This window comes from Christiangramia pacifica, assembly GCF_057221535.1.
Genome location: NZ_CM170146.1, coordinates 2,828,089 through 2,845,019 on the forward strand (window position 1 = coordinate 2,828,089; position 16,931 = coordinate 2,845,019).

General features: G+C 36.4%; 14 protein-coding genes. 5 read left to right on the plus strand and 9 right to left on the minus strand.

Annotated elements, in window-relative coordinates:
• Positions 1–11: 11 nt before the first annotated feature.
• Genes AC2S94_RS12970 through AC2S94_RS12980 form a run of 3 tightly spaced genes read right to left on the minus strand, consistent with a single transcriptional unit; the run spans position 12 to position 3,366 of the window.
• Entirely contained in the window at positions 12–695 is a 684-nt protein-coding gene (locus tag AC2S94_RS12970; protein ID WP_484628996.1) for an N-formylglutamate amidohydrolase, read from the minus strand.
• Positions 692–1,912: a glutamate-cysteine ligase family protein gene (locus AC2S94_RS12975; RefSeq protein ID WP_484628997.1), complete on the minus strand. Its 1,221-nt coding sequence runs from the start codon at positions 1,910–1,912 to the stop codon at positions 692–694. Before AC2S94_RS12975 ends, AC2S94_RS12970 begins: the two co-directional genes overlap by 4 nt.
• Entirely contained in the window at positions 1,912–3,366 is a 1,455-nt protein-coding gene (locus AC2S94_RS12980; protein ID WP_484628998.1) for a RimK family protein, read from the minus strand. The genes AC2S94_RS12975 and AC2S94_RS12980 overlap by 1 nt, the downstream gene beginning before the upstream one ends.
• Positions 3,367–3,478: 112 nt before the next feature.
• Here AC2S94_RS12980 and AC2S94_RS12985 point away from each other — a divergent pair, with 112 nt between their 5' ends.
• Complete coding sequence (locus tag AC2S94_RS12985) at positions 3,479–4,765, plus strand: dipeptidase (protein WP_484628999.1); 1,287 nt, start codon at positions 3,479–3,481, stop codon at positions 4,763–4,765.
• On the opposite strand, the gene AC2S94_RS12990 is transcribed toward AC2S94_RS12985, so the two are convergent.
• On the minus strand, positions 4,762–5,613 hold the full coding sequence (locus AC2S94_RS12990) for an SdiA-regulated domain-containing protein (RefSeq protein WP_484629000.1): 852 nt from the start codon (positions 5,611–5,613) through the stop codon (positions 4,762–4,764). The genes AC2S94_RS12985 and AC2S94_RS12990 overlap by 4 nt on opposite strands.
• Before the next feature lie 479 nt (positions 5,614–6,092).
• On the opposite strand from AC2S94_RS12990, the gene AC2S94_RS12995 reads away from it, so the two are divergent.
• Positions 6,093–6,227: a hypothetical protein gene (locus AC2S94_RS12995; RefSeq protein ID WP_309561072.1), complete on the plus strand. Its 135-nt coding sequence runs from the start codon at positions 6,093–6,095 to the stop codon at positions 6,225–6,227.
• 312 nt (positions 6,228–6,539) lie between these two features.
• Positions 6,540–8,852 (plus strand): penicillin-binding protein 1A, encoded by a 2,313-nt coding sequence (locus AC2S94_RS13000; protein ID WP_484629001.1) that lies wholly within the window; start codon positions 6,540–6,542, stop codon positions 8,850–8,852.
• Here AC2S94_RS13000 and AC2S94_RS13005 read toward each other — a convergent pair.
• Entirely contained in the window at positions 8,849–10,363 is a 1,515-nt protein-coding gene (locus AC2S94_RS13005) for a DEAD/DEAH box helicase (RefSeq protein ID WP_484629002.1), read from the minus strand. The genes AC2S94_RS13000 and AC2S94_RS13005 overlap by 4 nt on opposite strands.
• A gap of 204 nt (positions 10,364–10,567) precedes the next feature.
• Here AC2S94_RS13005 and AC2S94_RS13010 point away from each other — a divergent pair, with 204 nt between their 5' ends.
• Positions 10,568–11,284, plus strand: a complete 717-nt coding sequence (locus AC2S94_RS13010; protein ID WP_484629003.1) for a Crp/Fnr family transcriptional regulator — start codon at positions 10,568–10,570, stop codon at positions 11,282–11,284.
• Between the two features lie 93 nt (positions 11,285–11,377).
• Positions 11,378–11,929, plus strand: coding sequence for a hypothetical protein (locus tag AC2S94_RS13015; protein ID WP_484629004.1), 552 nt, complete (start codon positions 11,378–11,380; stop codon positions 11,927–11,929).
• A gap of 143 nt (positions 11,930–12,072) precedes the next feature.
• Here the strand turns inward: AC2S94_RS13015 and cysM are convergent, their stop codons facing one another.
• From cysM to AC2S94_RS13035, 4 genes are all read right to left on the minus strand, one after another.
• On the minus strand, positions 12,073–12,960 hold the full coding sequence (gene cysM / locus AC2S94_RS13020) for a cysteine synthase CysM (RefSeq protein WP_484629005.1): 888 nt from the start codon (positions 12,958–12,960) through the stop codon (positions 12,073–12,075).
• Entirely contained in the window at positions 12,957–13,748 is a 792-nt protein-coding gene (epsC, locus tag AC2S94_RS13025; protein ID WP_484629006.1) for a serine O-acetyltransferase EpsC, read from the minus strand. The genes cysM and epsC overlap by 4 nt, the downstream gene beginning before the upstream one ends.
• A gap of 328 nt (positions 13,749–14,076) precedes the next feature.
• Positions 14,077–14,589: a DUF6155 family protein gene (locus tag AC2S94_RS13030; RefSeq protein WP_484629007.1), complete on the minus strand. Its 513-nt coding sequence runs from the start codon at positions 14,587–14,589 to the stop codon at positions 14,077–14,079.
• Positions 14,582–16,840 (minus strand): FUSC family protein, encoded by a 2,259-nt coding sequence (locus tag AC2S94_RS13035; protein ID WP_484629008.1) that lies wholly within the window; start codon positions 16,838–16,840, stop codon positions 14,582–14,584. The genes AC2S94_RS13030 and AC2S94_RS13035 overlap by 8 nt, the downstream gene beginning before the upstream one ends.
• Positions 16,841–16,931: the final 91 nt, after the last annotated feature.

Consider the following 16,931-nt stretch of genomic DNA (forward strand, 5'->3'; position numbering starts at 1 on the left):
TAGAGGCTTTTTTATTTGAGCTTTTTCAAGGACTGAAATATTAAATCTTTTAATTCCTCAGGGAACTTATTATTAATCACAAATTGCTGGTTGATCTCTAATTCGATCCCAAGGTAATTTTCTCCAAATTTCTTGCGCAGATAAGTGGTAAAACCATCTGCTTTGCCTAAATAAGGATAATTGTAGCGCACATTTAATTTATTAGACCAGGCACTCTTCAATTCTTTTTTCCATGCTGAACAAAAATCTTTTTCAGCATTTCTGGAAGGATCATAAAGTAATCCTATATCACAATTCCTTTCGAGACCATTTAAAACCGGAGTAAAACTATGTAAAGATAGATGCAGAACTATATATCCTTTTTGAAGAAATTGGTGTATCCTATCTTCTATCTCTTCTCGGTAAGGCTTATAATACTTATTTATAAGGCCGTCCTTTTCAGAAACCGACAGATTCCTAATAAATTTCGAAAAAAGCTTGGGATGATTTAAAGACCTGTTGGTTTCAATTAACAGCCTACTCACAGTTTGACTTTTACCAAAGCCTGCCAGCTTTTCCAGATGTTTATATAAGTCAAGAGTACCAGGGTCGTAAGCTTCATGAGTTGTTAGAACTTCCAGATATCTATTTAAATTGACTAAATAATTTTTAGGAATATCGGCAACTGCATGCTCACATGTAAGCACCAGCATCATGGCCTGAACATCCTGTTTTCATTTAGACATTCTGCCAATTTGAAATATACCTTGTGGATATTTTCCTCGGAAAAATCATTCCGCAAAGCTTTTAAAATCCTGGTAGACAGGCTTCCGTTCTGTAAGATAAATTCAATATGCTTCTGATGATTTTCATCAAGCCTATCTCCTACACTTTCGTAAAGCTTTTTCCAGATCTTTTTAACATCTGCATCTTTCTTTAGATCAAAAATAGCCAGGTACTTTTTATCAGTAATTAAAGTGGTTTCTGCATTTTTAATTACATCATTAAAAATTTCAAAAAGTGGGTCTTCGTGCCATGATTTCTGATCTTCTAAGGAAACCAGTTCCTCACTTACCAACAATTTCAGCACCTCAATAATAAAAGCCGCAATGGAAATATCAGCTGAAGGGTTCTCCTGAATATCTATTACCCTAATTTCTATCGCGTTTCTGTCAAATCTGGAAATCGCTCCTCGAGAATTGAGAAAATGTTGATCCAGAATATTTTCCGTGTCAAAAGATTTAATGGCATTGGTTATAGGCTCAAAAATGATCCTGTGATAATCGGCTTTATTAAAAACCTGTTCAGGAATTACTTTTCCGGTCATATGAGGAATTTCCTTCTGGTTGGTTTTGTAATATTCCATACGCATATCCTTAAATCCTGAAAATTTCCCATCAAGAACCGGTGAACTAGCCGAAAGCCCTGGAATTATTGGCAATAAAATCCTGATTGCTGCATGAAGTTTTTCAAACTCAGCATCATCGAAAAAAGGCAGATTTATATGCATACTTTGTACATTGCTCCAGCCATGCCCTTTACAGTCAAATATCTTATTGTAAAGAGAATATATTTCGTTATGATCATGTTTCCAGAGCTGAGTTTCGATATGTGGATCCATTATTGGATGGGAAGCTGACGGCAATAAACATTTTCCGTTTTTATTCAAACGATCATTGATCTCCTTAATGTTTTCGTTAAATAAAGCGTCTAATTCTGAAAGATCTGCTGTAGGACCATTGGTTTTCAATTCCACTACGTGAGCTACCAGTTCATTGCTCCATTCAATTTTACCATTTTCTATATCAGAGGTTATGGAGCCATTCTTGTCAATGAAAAGTTGATCTACGCTTGGGTCAACCTTAAGATTGGATTTATCAACCAACATATATTCCAATTCAATACCGAAAACTTCAAAAAGGTGATACGCCATTATATTTTATTTTCTAATCGGTTTTTAAGAGCCATCAATATATCTGAATAAACCTGGTCTCCGTAATAATTATCTTCCACTCCGGCATCTATGTTAGGATTGTCATTGATCTCGATCACAAGTGCCTTTCCATCAACTTCCTTAACATCTATCCCGTAAAGTCCTTTACCCATTAATTTTGCCGCTTTTAAAGCATATTTCAGGATCTTTTCCGGTACCTCTTCAATTGGCAAACAATCAGCGTTTCCATCCTGGTCATCTTTTTTCTTTGCATCCCAGTTGTAAATCTGCCAGTGTCCTTTAGCCATGTAATACCTGCAGGCATAAAAAGCTTTCCCGTCCAGAACTCCAATTCTCCAGTCATAATCTGAAGGAGAAAATTCCTGCGCGATCACCAACTCAGATTTTTTTAGCATCGCCGAAACCATTTCCACGTACTCTTCTTCAGTTTTAGCTTTTTTCACACCAAATGAGAAAGTTGAATCGGGAGATTTCAAAACCACCGGAAGTTTAGTGATTTCAAGAACAGAATTTATATTGTCCTTGTGTACAATAACAGTTTTAGGTGCCGGAATCCTGGAATTTTCAAGAGCTTCAGCCATAAAAACTTTATTACAGCATTTTAAAATGGCATCGGGATAATCAACTATCGCTATATCCTCCTGCTGTGCTTTTCGGGCAAAGGCGTAAGCTTCATTATTAACTTCGGTACTTTGCCTAATCAATAATGCGTCGAAAGCAGATAATCTTGAAAGATCCTTTGGACCTAAAATCTCTGTATAAAAGCCTAGTTTTTCTCCTATTTCAGTAAATTTTTTAAGTGCTTTGGCATTGCTTGGAGGAGCAACGTCTTCTGGCTGAACCAGAATGGCCAGGTCATATTCATAATTGCTGGTTCTAGGGGTATCATATCGCTTTTTTGAAAAATATTGTTCCGCGAAATAAAGCATGCTTTCCTTATGCTCATCAGGAATTTCAGCTTCTGATATGGCCTTTATACTTTTTATATTCCATTTAGAGGAATAATTAAACTTCACTCTAAGGAATGGAATTTGAAAATGCCTGAAAAACATGGCACTTAGTTCTTTATATTTAGCAGCAACGTTCTGTCCAAAATAGATACTCAGGGTAAATTCCTGGGATTTTATATTCTTCAAAGATTGCTGAATAAGATCATCAAAATCTTCGGAAACTATCTTCACCAGTTTTGGCTCACCAAGATCCACCAGGTTCTTAACGGTTGGGATTGCTGAATGACCTCTGGCTTCTGCGAGTAAAGAAACATAATAGCCTTTAGACTGGTATGAATAGTCCTTGCACAAATTGAAGATCCTGGCCTTTTTAAGCTGCGAATACTCCGGTTTCGTGAGGTAATCTTTAGACGAAATGATCTTTAAATTCTCAGAAGAGATCGTCCAGGTCTCCGGCTGATTTACGATAATATATTTATTCATTAAAAATGAAATGTTTGATCAAATGTATATTAAAATCCATTCCCATTTCAGATTTTAAGGATAGCTTAATATTAATTCTTAAATTCAGTTTTTTAAATCCAATCCAAATTTTATGAAACTAAAACTTACCGGTCTATTTCTATTTTCCAGCCTGCTTTCTGTAAATGCTCAAAATACAGATCAGGATCTGTTGAAAAGAGCTAAAAAACTGCATACGGAGACTATTACTATAGATACTCACAATGATATTAATGTAAACAACTTCACCGAGGCTAAAAATTATACCATGAACCTGGACACACAGGTGAATTTACCGAAAATGGATATTGGAGGTATGGATGTAACCTGGTTGATCGTGTATACCGGTCAGGGAGATTTAGATGAGGAAGGTTATAAGGCTGCATATGAAAATGCGATAAGCAAATTTGAAGCTATTCACAGACTTACCGAAGAATATGCACCCGATAAAATTGGCCTGGCTACTAATTCTAAAGAAGTTCGAGAACTCGTAAAGGAGGGCAAAAAGGTAGCCATGATTGGTGTGGAAAATGCATATCCCGTTGGAACTGATCTAAGCAGAATAGAGGAATTTTACGATATGGGAGCGCGATATATGTCGTTATCTCATAATGGTCACTCTCAGTTCAGTGATTCAAATACCGGAGAGGAAAATGATGAATGGTTGCATAATGGTCTAAGTGAAATTGGAAAAGAAGCTGTGGCAGAAATGAATCGTCTTGGGATGATGATAGATGTTTCGCACCCGAGCAAAGAGGCTATCAAGCAAATGTTTGAGTTATCTAAAGCTCCGCTTATTGCCTCACACTCTTCTGCCCGCTCTATCGGAAATGTTAGCAGGAACCTTGATGACGAATTACTTGATCTATTCAAAAAACATGGTGGAGTGGTTCAAACAGTCGCTTTTAGTTCTTATCTAGATCCTGAAAAGCATCAAGAATTTGCCGATTCCAGTAAAGTAATTTATGAGAGGAAAGCTCAGGAGATGAACTTTTCTCTTTTGGAAAGAGATTCTGTCCGAGCATTATCCAATGAAGATCGAAATGCATACTATACAACCTACAATGAAATTAGAAATGCATCAAAACCTGAAATCGAAAAGCTAAAGAGCAGAGTTGAGGCCGTAAATGTTTCAGACTTTGTAGATCATATAGATTATCTGGTTAAAAAAATTGGAATAGATCACGTTGGAATCAGTTCAGATTTTGATGGTGGCGGTGGAATAGATGGTTGGGATGATGCTTCAGAAACCCTTAATATTACAATTGAACTGGTAAAACGAGGATATTCAAATGAAGAGATCAAAAAACTTTGGGGAGAAAATCTGTTAAGAGTTATGGATGAAGTTGCTGCAGTAGCGGAAGAAATTCAGAAATCTTAAAAGAATTCAACTTCCAAAATATTTGCCGGACCAGATAACGATTCATTTGAAATAAACATACGGCCGGATGGACTAAAACAAATTCCTTCCGGCTGTTCAAATTCTTCAGGATCCAATAAATGTAATTCTTTAATGCTTCCTTTTGGATCAACTATCAATACTTTTTGAAATTCAGCGTCCAAGACAAATAGATCATCTGAATTTGGTGAAAACGCCAGATCTGATGGTCTTATCAATTTTCTTGGATTATCCGTCTTAAGCACATCAAATTTAGGATCATTATACATGATCTTCAAGATAGGCTCTTTATTAAGCTTTTTTGAAACCGGGTCAAAAGCATATACTCCCTTATAATCTCCTTCATTATTAAGATTGCGTTCTTTTACCGATAACCATAATTTTCCATCTCGACTAACTGCAAGTCCTTCAATATTATTTCGGTATTCAAATTCAAGATCAAAAGATTCGGTATTGAGAGCAGCACTCTCCAATGATTTAATATTGAATAATTTACCGTTACTTTCTGCTACCCAATATTCACCATCCTTGAAACACAATGCCTCATAATCTCCATCGTCGGCAAATTTATATTTATTGGTAACCATCGATTTGTTCAGATCATACACATAAATAATTCCGTCTTCATCCTGAACGCAAGCAACCTTATTATCCCCTACCCAGTAAAGTCCTGAAATTTCTTTGAGCTCGTCTGGCAGTTCCCAGCGGTTTACAATTTTGTATGATTTTGTAGCGTCGTCGTAATCGTAATCATTCATTTCATAAATAGCATAAACAATTCCAGCTAAAATCAGGACAAATGCTACAATTCCTACAACCCACTTATTCATATTTATTTTTTAGAGAACTAAAATTACACTAATGCTTATGCGTCTCAAAAAGATTAACAATAATTTGAAAACTATAATTAAATCTAGACCACCATAATGTTCTGAGTTTCAATAAAGTTAAAAATATGTTAAATCGGTACCTTCTATTACATAGTACTGTAACGGTTATAGAAGTGTGTCGTCTTTTAAATAGAAACAATCATTAAAAACATCAATCATGACAACTTTAGTAAGTAACACCAAGAGTAGAAAATCTTTTATGAACACCGAAGCAAATTCTGAAAGAACCAGCTTTATAAGCAGAAGAAGATTCTAGTCGACATCAAAAAATTCATCAATCATCAAAATCATCAATTATAAGAACTTTATTCAACATCAGAAACAGGAAAACATTTATGAGCACAGAAGCTAGTGTAGAAAAGCTAAGCTTATCAGGAAAAAAACGTTTCTAATTAATTAATCATCAAAATTCATCAACCATGAAATCACTAGACAGCATCATCCAGGATTTTGGAACGAGCAAAGAAGGGGGACTTACTCATCGAAGGCCCTTTTTGAACCTGAAGGAAACCAGCGGACATATCAATTGGTATAGCCGAAGGACCTACGCATAAACTTTCATCAATCAAAAACTATTCATCATGGCCGCATTAGCTTATCCAGTTATGGAATTTGGAGTTGAAAACGATTCTAATTTTACTCACAGAAATGGGTTTCCAAACTCCAAATATTTCGACGGATACGTTTGCTGGTATCATTGAATAAGACATATTTAGCACCAAAATTAACGTATGAAAATCTTTTCAACCTAGCCGGTATATTCACGTTTACCGGCTATAATTTTTGGTTAAAAAACTTTAAAATAAGCTTAAAATTTAACGTTCTGGCTCAAACATTTGTTTATTTGCAGAATTTACATTCAACAAATGTTAGCAACCATAAAAAGACACCCCAAATTAAAATGGGCATTAATTACAATAACGAGTTTAATTGCCCTTTTCTTTTTATTTTTTGGAAGTATCTATTTTGGCATGTGGGGTAAAATTCCAAGTACCAGGGAGCTTACAGAATTAAAACAAAATAAAGCAACACAGGTTCTTGCTTCTAATGGAGACCTGATTGGGAAATTCTATATTTTTGATAGGCAGCCAATATCTTTTGAAAAGCTTCCCTCCTATTTAATTGAAGCCTTGATCGCTACTGAAGATGTTCGTTTCTACGAGCATGACGGTATCGATAATCGCAGTCTTTTACGTGTTTTTTTTAAATCTATTTTACTTCAGGACGAATCTGCCGGTGGAGGAAGCACCATCACCCTACAATTAGCTAAAAACATTTATGGTAGACGCGACTTCGGTATGTTTGGTATCGTTATCAATAAAATGCAGGAAGCCGTGATCGCCAAAAGACTGGAAAATATTTATTCCAAGGATGAGATCATTCAACTTTACTTCAATACGGTTCCTTTTAGTGACAATACTTACGGTATTGAAAGTGCATCGTTAAAATTTTTCAATAAACATACTTCTGAATTGACCCTTGAGGAAGCTGCTGTATTGGTAGGAATGTTGAAAGCCAGCCATTATTATAATCCGCGAATCTTTCCCGAACGTAGCAGACTAAGAAGAGATGTGGTACTAATGCAAATGGCTAAATATGATTATCTATCGGAAGCACAGGCAGAAGAAGCCAAAATGCAGCCATTGGTACTTGATTATAAAAGTTATAGTAATAATAAAGGAGTGGCACCATATTTCCGTGAACAGATAAGGAAGGATGTAAGTAAGATTCTGGACACTTTGAAAAATAAAGATGGCCAGAAATATAATATTTACAGGGATGGACTTATCGTTCATACCACACTGAATTATGACATGCAGATTCTTGCTGAAGAGGCCATGGTAGAACATATGTCTGAACTTCAGCAGGAACACGAAAAATCATACGGAAACTATGCGCCCTGGATTAGAAACAAGCAAATCCTGGATGATGCTATAAAGAGATCAGAAAGATACCAGAACCTGCAAAAGGAAGGTTTTAGTGAAAAAGAGATCATGCAGAAATTGGAAGAAAAGCATCCAACTGAACTTTTTGAATACGATGGAATGGAAACTAAGAATGTGAGTACCATCGATAGTATTTCGCATTACCTGAAATTTCTAAATTCAGGAATGCTCGCGGTAGACCCTGAAAATGGGGCCGTTCAGGCTTGGGTTGGCGGTGTGGATTTCCGATTTTTTAAATATGATCATGTTGCTCAAAGTAAAAGACAGGTAGGTTCTACTTTCAAACCAATAGTTTATACGGCAGCCCTGGAAAAAGGAATGGATCCCTGCTCCTATTTTTCGGTTAGGGAAGTTACCTACGGTGATGGTTGGACTCCGTCAAATTCCTCTTCTGAAGGAGATGATCCAAATATGAATTACAATCTTAAAACTGCTCTAAGCCGATCCATGAATACCATCGCAGTGAAAGTTCTGATGGAAACAGGAATTGGAAATGTGATTGAACAGGCTAGACGAATGGGAATTGAATCTGATCTTCCACAGGTTCCTTCAATCGCACTGGGAACAGCCTCTTTGAACCTTGGTGAATTGACATCGGCCTACACAAGTTTTGTAAATAATGGGCATTCAGCTAAACCTTTTTATATAACCAAGATCACTGACGGTAATGGGAATAAACTGGCAGAATTCAAACCAGAGATATCTAAAAACAAAGCGTTTTCTGAAGATACCAAGAAGATTATGCTGAACATGATGCAGGCGACTGTGAATGAAGGAACGGCAACCAGGTTGCGATATAAGTATGGCTTGCAGAACGATATTGCCGGTAAAACCGGGACCACTCAGGATAATAAAGATGGATGGTTCGTAGGAATTACCCCGGAGCTGGTTTGTGTAACCTGGGTAGGATCAGACGATCACAGAATTGGATTCAGAAATACTGCTATTGGTCAGGGAGCTAATTCAGCATTGCCGGTATTCGCCAAACTCATGCAGAAAATGAATGCCGATTCCAAGTTCAATGATATCACGAATGCGAGATTTCAGCCTTTACCATCAGAGCTTGCGGAATTGATGGAATGTCCACCAGAAGAGAGAGACAACTTTTTTGAAAGGTTATTCTCCGGTAAAAAAGATCAACGCTCAGAAAAAAGAAATAAAGACGACGAAAAGGATAAAAAGAAAAAGAAAGGTTTCTTTAAACGAATTTTCGGCGGCAAGGATGATAATTAGAACTCCTTATTGATCTGCATTCTTAGTTTACGAGAGTAATCCTCTTCCAGCCAGTCACGGTAGTTTTTTGTGCTTTTACTGATACAGTAAGAATATTGCTTGATTCGTGATGCAATATCATCTTTCAGCTCTTTTGCTAGTATTCTAGCGTCAAATACATCTTCACTATTCTCCACGCACATTTTCACATGTTGTTCCATAGACCATTCCAGTACAGCTTTAGATTTTAAACCTTTTTTGATCACTTCATCGTAGGCTTCTTCTACATTAAAAGTGACATCTTCGGTTTTAGAAAACTGCTCACGAATTTCTGGAGGCATTTCATATTGAAATTCTCTTTCAATATCCTCATCGCTTAGTAGGTTTTCAAAATAGAAATCAGGAGAACGGAAGATCTGCTTCCAGTCTACCGGCGTGCTCCAATGACCGAATCTGGCCATATTATTACCAAGATCTATAACATTAAATTCTTCCTTGTTTTCTAGCACCCTTGATCCCCTACCTATCATTTGGAAATAAAGAGTAAGAGACTTTGTAGCTCGATTCAGAATGATCGTTTCTACCGTTGGTTCATCAAAACCAGTAGTTAAAATACTAACTGAAGTTACTATCGCATCAGGAGTATTTTTGAACCATTTTAGAATATCCTTACGATCCTGTTTACTGGTTGTGTTATCAAGGTGACGAATTGGTAATCCAGCATTTTTGAAGGTATAATAGACTTCTACAGAAGTATTAATACCATTATTGAAGATTAGTGTTTTTTTACCTTTAGATCTTTCGTAGTAGGCGGTAAGAAGCTTTTCCTGCATGCTATAATTGGAATAAAGCTCTTCCGAAGATTTTACGGTATAATCACCGTTCATACCCACTTTAAGATTAGTTAAACCAACATTATAGCTGTAAATGTTCGCCCTCGCCAGGAAACCCTTCTCGATCAACGACGATATTGAATCTCCTACGATTAGCTCTCTATAATTATCTTTCATAGGAAGCTTGATATTGGAACTCAGTGGCGTTGCTGTTACTCCAAGAATAAAGCACTTTTCAAAAAACTTAAATAATTTTCTGAAAGAGTTATAATGCGCCTCATCTATAATGACCAGACCAATGTCCTCAATTTCCAGTTTTTCATCATTCAGCCTGTTATTGAGTGTCTCTACCATGGCGACGAAACACATGTAATCATCCTGATCTGGTAGTTCTTTGACCTTACTGTTAATGATTTTATTGCGAACCCCAAATCCTGAAAGCATTTTTGAGGTTTGCTTACAGAGCTCGATTCTATGGGTTAGAATTAAAACTTTCTTGTTTGTTCGTTGAATATACTCCCTGGTCATTTGAGAGAATATTACCGTTTTTCCTCCACCTGTAGGTAGCTGATAAAGAAGATTATAATTTTCAGGATGTTCTTCAATTACCCCGAAAATCTTATCGATATCCTTTTGTTGATAATCGTATAATTCCTTGTCTACTTTCTTCTTTTCAATACCAAATGTTTCTGACGCCATAGATTTTTTTAAGTAAGCAATTTTGCAAAAATAAGCCATTTTAAGCATTACTCAAAAAATTATTGAAGTTTATAAAGCCCGAAATCTTAAAACTAACACAGAAAATTATCGTAAATTAGCGAAACCCTATAAGATTGAAATTCCAGGCCCTGGAACAATGACTCTGTAATCCCCCGGACTTTTATTAACTAAATTTCCGGTGAATTGACTTCAGCAGAACATCTATATACCAAATATTCAAGAACCCTTTCCAGTTGCGAATTATTTTCAGGATTATCCAAGCTGGAGTGGCTTGATTTTCTGCAACATTTTCATGAAGAAAAATGGAGTAAAAATACCTGTATTATCAACCACCAGAAATTTCTTTTTCATTTCTACATCATTACTTCCGGTCGAATAAAAATGTATAATGTAGATGATCTAAGCCAGAAAGAACACACTCTTTTTTTACTAAAAAAAGCTGACGTTTTTGACCTCTTCTGCCTGCTGGATGGCTTTAAACATAAAGTATATTATGAATGCCTGGATAATATAAAGGTATTAGCGATATCCATGCAGGAATTAAGAGACTGGCTGAATAAAAATCCTGGTTTTTACAAAAATTTCCTTTCTTATTCGGCTAAGATCATGAGAACCCTGGAAGAAAATGTATCTCAACTAATTTTTGCAAATATTTCCACCCGTCTTTTAAAACTTCTGGTGGATAATATAGATCATAAATCTAACCAGCTGGAACATATCAATGATCTACCGAATAAAGAACTGGCACATCTTATTGGCTCAACCCGCGCAGTAGTGAACAGACATTTACAGGAATTAAAGAAGAAGGGTTCCATTTCTATCGCCAGAAATCAGGTGGAGATAAAAGACATCAATCTGCTACTTCAGGAATTGGAGAACAATGTTAAAAGTCGAAAATAAACCTCTTGTGCTACCTAAGTCGTTTTACTTCAGAACCTTAGACTCTATCTTAGCTTTCAACAATTACATTATTCATCAATTTAAAATTAAATCATGAAAAAATTAATCACCTTAATTTTCGTAGCAGGATGGGTTCTTACCACCTATTCTCAAGAAATCATTCAACTGGAAGAAACCAGAGTGAATTTTGATCCCACAGCAGAAATTGTTTTTGAAGACTACCGCAATGGAATAGTTAAAGTAAAAGAAAAGTACGAATCACAATTTCAGTCAGACGCAATTGCCTTTATAAAAGAAAATTTTGATATCAATAAATTCCTGGAAGCTCAGGACGGTCTTACCGGTGATATTGAAATTACGGCCAGAAGTAAAAAAGGTTATTTAATAGCGACTTTTAATGAAGATGGTGAACTCATCAAAAATTATCAGAAATTCAAAGACATCGCTTTGCCTTATGACATCAGAAATCAAGTATATTCTCAAAATAAAGGATGGACGATGGTTTCTAACAAGTATGTTGCCTCTGGTGAAGGAGATCAACTAGATCAGCAGAAATATCTGGTTAAACTTCAAAGAGGAAAGGAAAAAACCAAAATGAAAATCGCTCCAAGCGCATCAATTAGCGGGGTTGCATCAATCGATTAGTAAATAATACGAAGGCTGTAAAAATTTTAGCGGCTGTCAAATCTCAAAAAGACAGTTCAATAATGTTAGAATGTAATAGTAGTTAATAAGATTGATCTCTCAGATCAAGCCAGAGTTAGTGCTAATTTTTCTACAGCCTTTTATTATTTCTTGAATAAATCTGATGACAAATACCTGTCTCCTCTATCACAAACAATACTCACCACCAATCCACTTTCCAGTTCATTACAAAGTCTAACGGCTGCAGCAGCCGCTCCACCACTACTCATACCGGCAAAAATCCCTTCTTCCTCAGCAAGTCTTCTACTCATCTCTATAGCATCATTCTCATTAACCTCCATAATCCTATCAACTTTATCAGGATTAAATATCCTAGGAAGATAAGCTTCAGGCCATTTTCTTATCCCCGGAATTCTTGCATCATCGGTTGGCTGCACTCCCACGATTTGAATTTCCTTATTCATTTCTTTTAAATAAGTACTCGTGCCCATGATCGTACCTGTGGTTCCCATAGAGGAAACAAAATGAGTTACTCTATGATCTGTATCTCTCCAGATCTCTGGACCCGTAGTTTTATAGTGTGCCTGCCAGTTATCATCATTTGCAAATTGATTCAACATAAAATAATCCCCTGAATTCATCTTACCTTCCGCATAGTCTCTAGAACCTTCGATACCTACATCAGCATCTGTTAGCGTAACCTTTGCTCCATAGGCACGCATGGTTTGTACTCTTTCAATAGTAGAATTTTCAGGCATTACCAATTCAATATCCAATCCAAAAATTCCTGCGATCATGGCCAAAGCGATACCTGTATTACCACTGGTAGCCTCGATAAGTTTGGTTCCTTTTGTAATTTCACCGCGGTCTAAAGCACTTTTTATCATGTTATATGCAGCACGATCTTTTACACTACCTCCGGGATTCTGGCCTTCCAGTTTAAAGTAAAGATCTACACCCGGTTTATTCACCAGTCTTTTAGATTTTACAATAGGAGTATTTCCTACCAGGTCTATGATTGAATCATTCATTTGTCGTTGTTATTTTTAATATTAATCTGAGGAGTATGAGATACCATTGAATTTTTGGGAACAGATTTAGTCAACCAGACGTTTCCTCCAATAATACTATTTTCACCAATGACTGTCTCCCCGCCAAGAATTGTAGCATTGGCATAAATGGTAACGTTTTTCTCGATCGTTGGATGTCGTTTTACATTTTTAAGGGTTTTATTCACAGTAAGTGCCCCCAAAGTAACACCTTGATATATTTTCACATTTTCCTCGATCACAGCAGTTTCACCAATCACAACTCCAGTTGCATGATCTATGAAGAAAGAATTTCCAATTTGAGCGCCAGGATTAATATCGGTTCCGGTAAGACTGTGCGCGCATTCCGTCATTAATCTAGGAACTAATGGAAGTCCGAATTTGTAAAATTCATGACTTAACCTGTAAACGGCGATCGCAAAGAATCCAGGATATGATAAATAAACTTCTTCCACAGAATTTGCCGCTGGATCATTTGTGGCTATAGCCTCTGCATCTAAATTTAGCTTTTTCAGGATTTCCGGAAGTTTGTTCACGTAATCATTCCAGATATCCTGGCATGGAGAACCCGGTTCCCAGCAAACAAGTTTCGCCAGAACTTCAAAATCCATCCCCAGCTCCATCAAATTATCCTTGACCGGAGTTTGCTTATCGAAAAGCGTATAAAATAATTTTCGTGTAAATGCTTCAGTTTTTTCCTTAATGCTGAAATTGAGATTGGGAAGATGTTTTTGATCTTCGATCTCCTTGATAATTTTTTCCAGTTTCATAGCGACGATTTTGTCTCTTTCAAATTTACTTAATTACAATGAACTCAAAAAGCTTATTTCACAAGGGTTTTGAGCTAATTATTTATTTCAGCATTTTATAGTTAAACATTTACTAAGAGAAGAATCTTCAAAGCAATCCTGATGTAAATTAGAGTATAAATTTTAATATTATGGCACAAGAGAAAAAACCGAAAAATGATCAGAAGAGCCAGCAAAAGCAAACTCCAAAATCGAAAGAACAAAGTAAACCTAAGAAGTAATTTTTAGTGATTTAAAATGTTTAAAGCAGGCCACCTCTAAAGGGTGGCTTTATATTTTGATCAAAAAATTATAAAAACCTGTCCCTCACCCGATCAAACTGGTAAGCATTAGACCACTCCTGTGCCACGGCTTCTTCGGTAATCTTATTTATTCTGCCTCCAAATTCAGCAGAAATCCCGTTAATTATCACATAATCTGCAGCTTGCTCATAAGATTTCAGCATACTTTTTTCAAAAGATTCAGTTATATTTTCTCTGTCGCTGGAAAAGGCCTGGGCAATTTCAATATTATAGAACATAACATCTGCCAAAGCATGAGGTTCCATTTCCAGCTTCAGAAAATGCTTTATCAGTTTATGAGCCACGGACCGGCGTTTTTTTGGTCTTCGATTATTCGGTGGAAAATATTCTTTTGAAATTTTAAATTTGGCATCTTTAACAAGCTTCTCTTCATTAGGGTTGAATACGAAATTGTAAAAAACTTTTACATCATCAAAACGCTCGTATAAATCCAAAATTTGTTCCTCTAGATCTTCCTTTTCCAACGATTTGATATATTTTTTAAAAGCTCTTTTACTCATGTCCTTTTTTATTTAGCCTCTCTATGTTCTCCAGTAATTTTTCTGAAATATCCAGCAGCCATTCTAATTGGCCGGTCACCAAATGCGCTTCCTGCAATTTTAGTCTCATATGCTCGTCGATCTGAGTCTTACCAGATTTAATCTCTACGTCTCTTTCCTTGGCAAGATCATCATACTTTTTGTGCAGAGATTTTCCGGCTTTTGATACTTCTTCAGATTCGCTTTCGTCTTTTTCCCGGTTCTCAAGAATATTTACAGAATTAGTCAGATTGAAGCTTATGGCATCTGTATAAGTATCAAAATCTGCTGATGCGCTGGTAGTAGGATGATTTCTGATGTACGTTCCTAATGATGCTGATGCGGTGAGAAAGGTATGATTTAAACTTACAATTTCATAAACTGAAGTTACCCCTCGTTGTTTTGATTTTGGTTCCTGGGTCATTCTCTGAAAAGCTCCACTTAAATTTCCCATTTCAATGAAAGCTTTTTTTCGGGCAAGTTTATACGATAATGGCAAAGTTTCCTTCGTATGATAAAACTCATCGATCTCGTTTAAATAATCCAGGTTGGCGTTTACAGAAGTGGCAATTACATTATTGATGTTCTGAGATTCCCATTTTGGCCAAAGGATAAGATTTCCGAAGGCAGCCAGGCCTGCGCCTATGATCGTATCTACAATCCTGAACTGAATTACATTTAATACTTCCGGTTGCAATAAAGCGTAAATGAATATAATACTCAAGGTAATAAATATCGCTGCGGTGGTATAATTACGCTGAATTAATGAAAAGGCAAGCGTTAAGGAAAGTATTCCAAGAACCGCGTAAACCGTAGTATTTTGAGTAATAATTACGATTCCCACTGCGAGGGCGCCTCCTATTAAAGTTCCTATAATACGTTTCCTAGTTCTTTCTTTGGTCAAACCGTAATTAGGTCTCATGATGACCACCACGGTTAGCAGGATCCAGTAAGAATTTTGAACTGAGAAATAATCCCCTATTAAATAACCAATGAGAACAACCAGTGACAATCTAAGCGAATGCCGGAAGATCGCTGAGCTGAAATTCAAATTATTGATGATGGTTTTAAAACTATAATCCTGCTGAGTTAAAAATTTCTGAACCTCTTTTTCCTTAATAAAGATCTTTTTATTGCTTTCCAGGTTCCGCAGAATCCGGTCTATATTATTTATTTTCTGAGCTTGCTTTGTCTGGTAATCGAAAAGATTTCGTAGGAGCAGCATTGCGTCTCTTCTTTCTCTAATGTCAATATTACTTCTGAATTCAGATAGCGCTTTTTTGACTTCTTCCAGTTTTTCCGGAACCTTGTTCTCAGGAAGTTTTATATTTTTCTGTACAGACAAACCTATTTCTTCCAACTGATCAGCCAGACGTAAAGTAAAATCACCAAAGATCTTTAGGGTTCCGGGATCCTTTTCAAATGATTTTCGCATTCTTTGATAATCTATCGGATGTGCCATGGCTAATTCCAGCATATCAACAAGATCTATAAAGACCAATAATCTCTTCCTCGAATAACCTGAACTTCCTGATGCCTGCCTGGACCGAATTAGTATTTCCCTTAAACTTTCATGATGGTCGTTAAGATCTGTTTGTAACTGAAATAATTGTTTCTGCAAATCCTGGGTAAAATTATCAGTTCTCAAGAGCTTGATTCTCAATCTTAAATAATCTGCAGTGATTTCCATGGTTTCACCAAGCAATTGCTCGGTAGCTCTTTCAGGTTTTATAAAATACCATCCGATACTGATTAATAAATACCAGATACCTCCAGAAAGAATTAGGAGCGACTTTTGCCAGATATCGATTTCTGAAGAAAGATTGGCAAAACTTAAAACTACTGCCAGTAACCCTGCGAAGGTTACCAGAGAGGCCCTGAATCCATAAACCGAAAGAAACGAAATGGAAAATATCATGATGACCAGCATCGGGATGATCAACCAACCGAACGCTGCGGCGTAACCTGCAACTAAGAACGAGGAAGCGCCAAGGATCGCAGCAGCTACCACTCCATAAATCTTATGTTTGAAGCTTCCGGGGACATCACTTGGAGAAGATAACAGGCAGCCCATAGCAATACTAACTCCAATTTCAAGATTGCCAATATGCGAAAATACTAGAATTGGTATGACGATCGAGATCGTGAGAACAATGGCTTTTGAAAAATCGGTGCTTCTCAAAAACTTGATAAAGTCATTTTTATATCGGGTAAATGGGATCGTCAAATTCAAAATTCTTTCAAGGTTTGAAATTAAAGCTTTAACCTCAATTAATAATAGCTTTCCGCGATTTTTCAACTTTTAAGGAGAAATTGGCATCGCT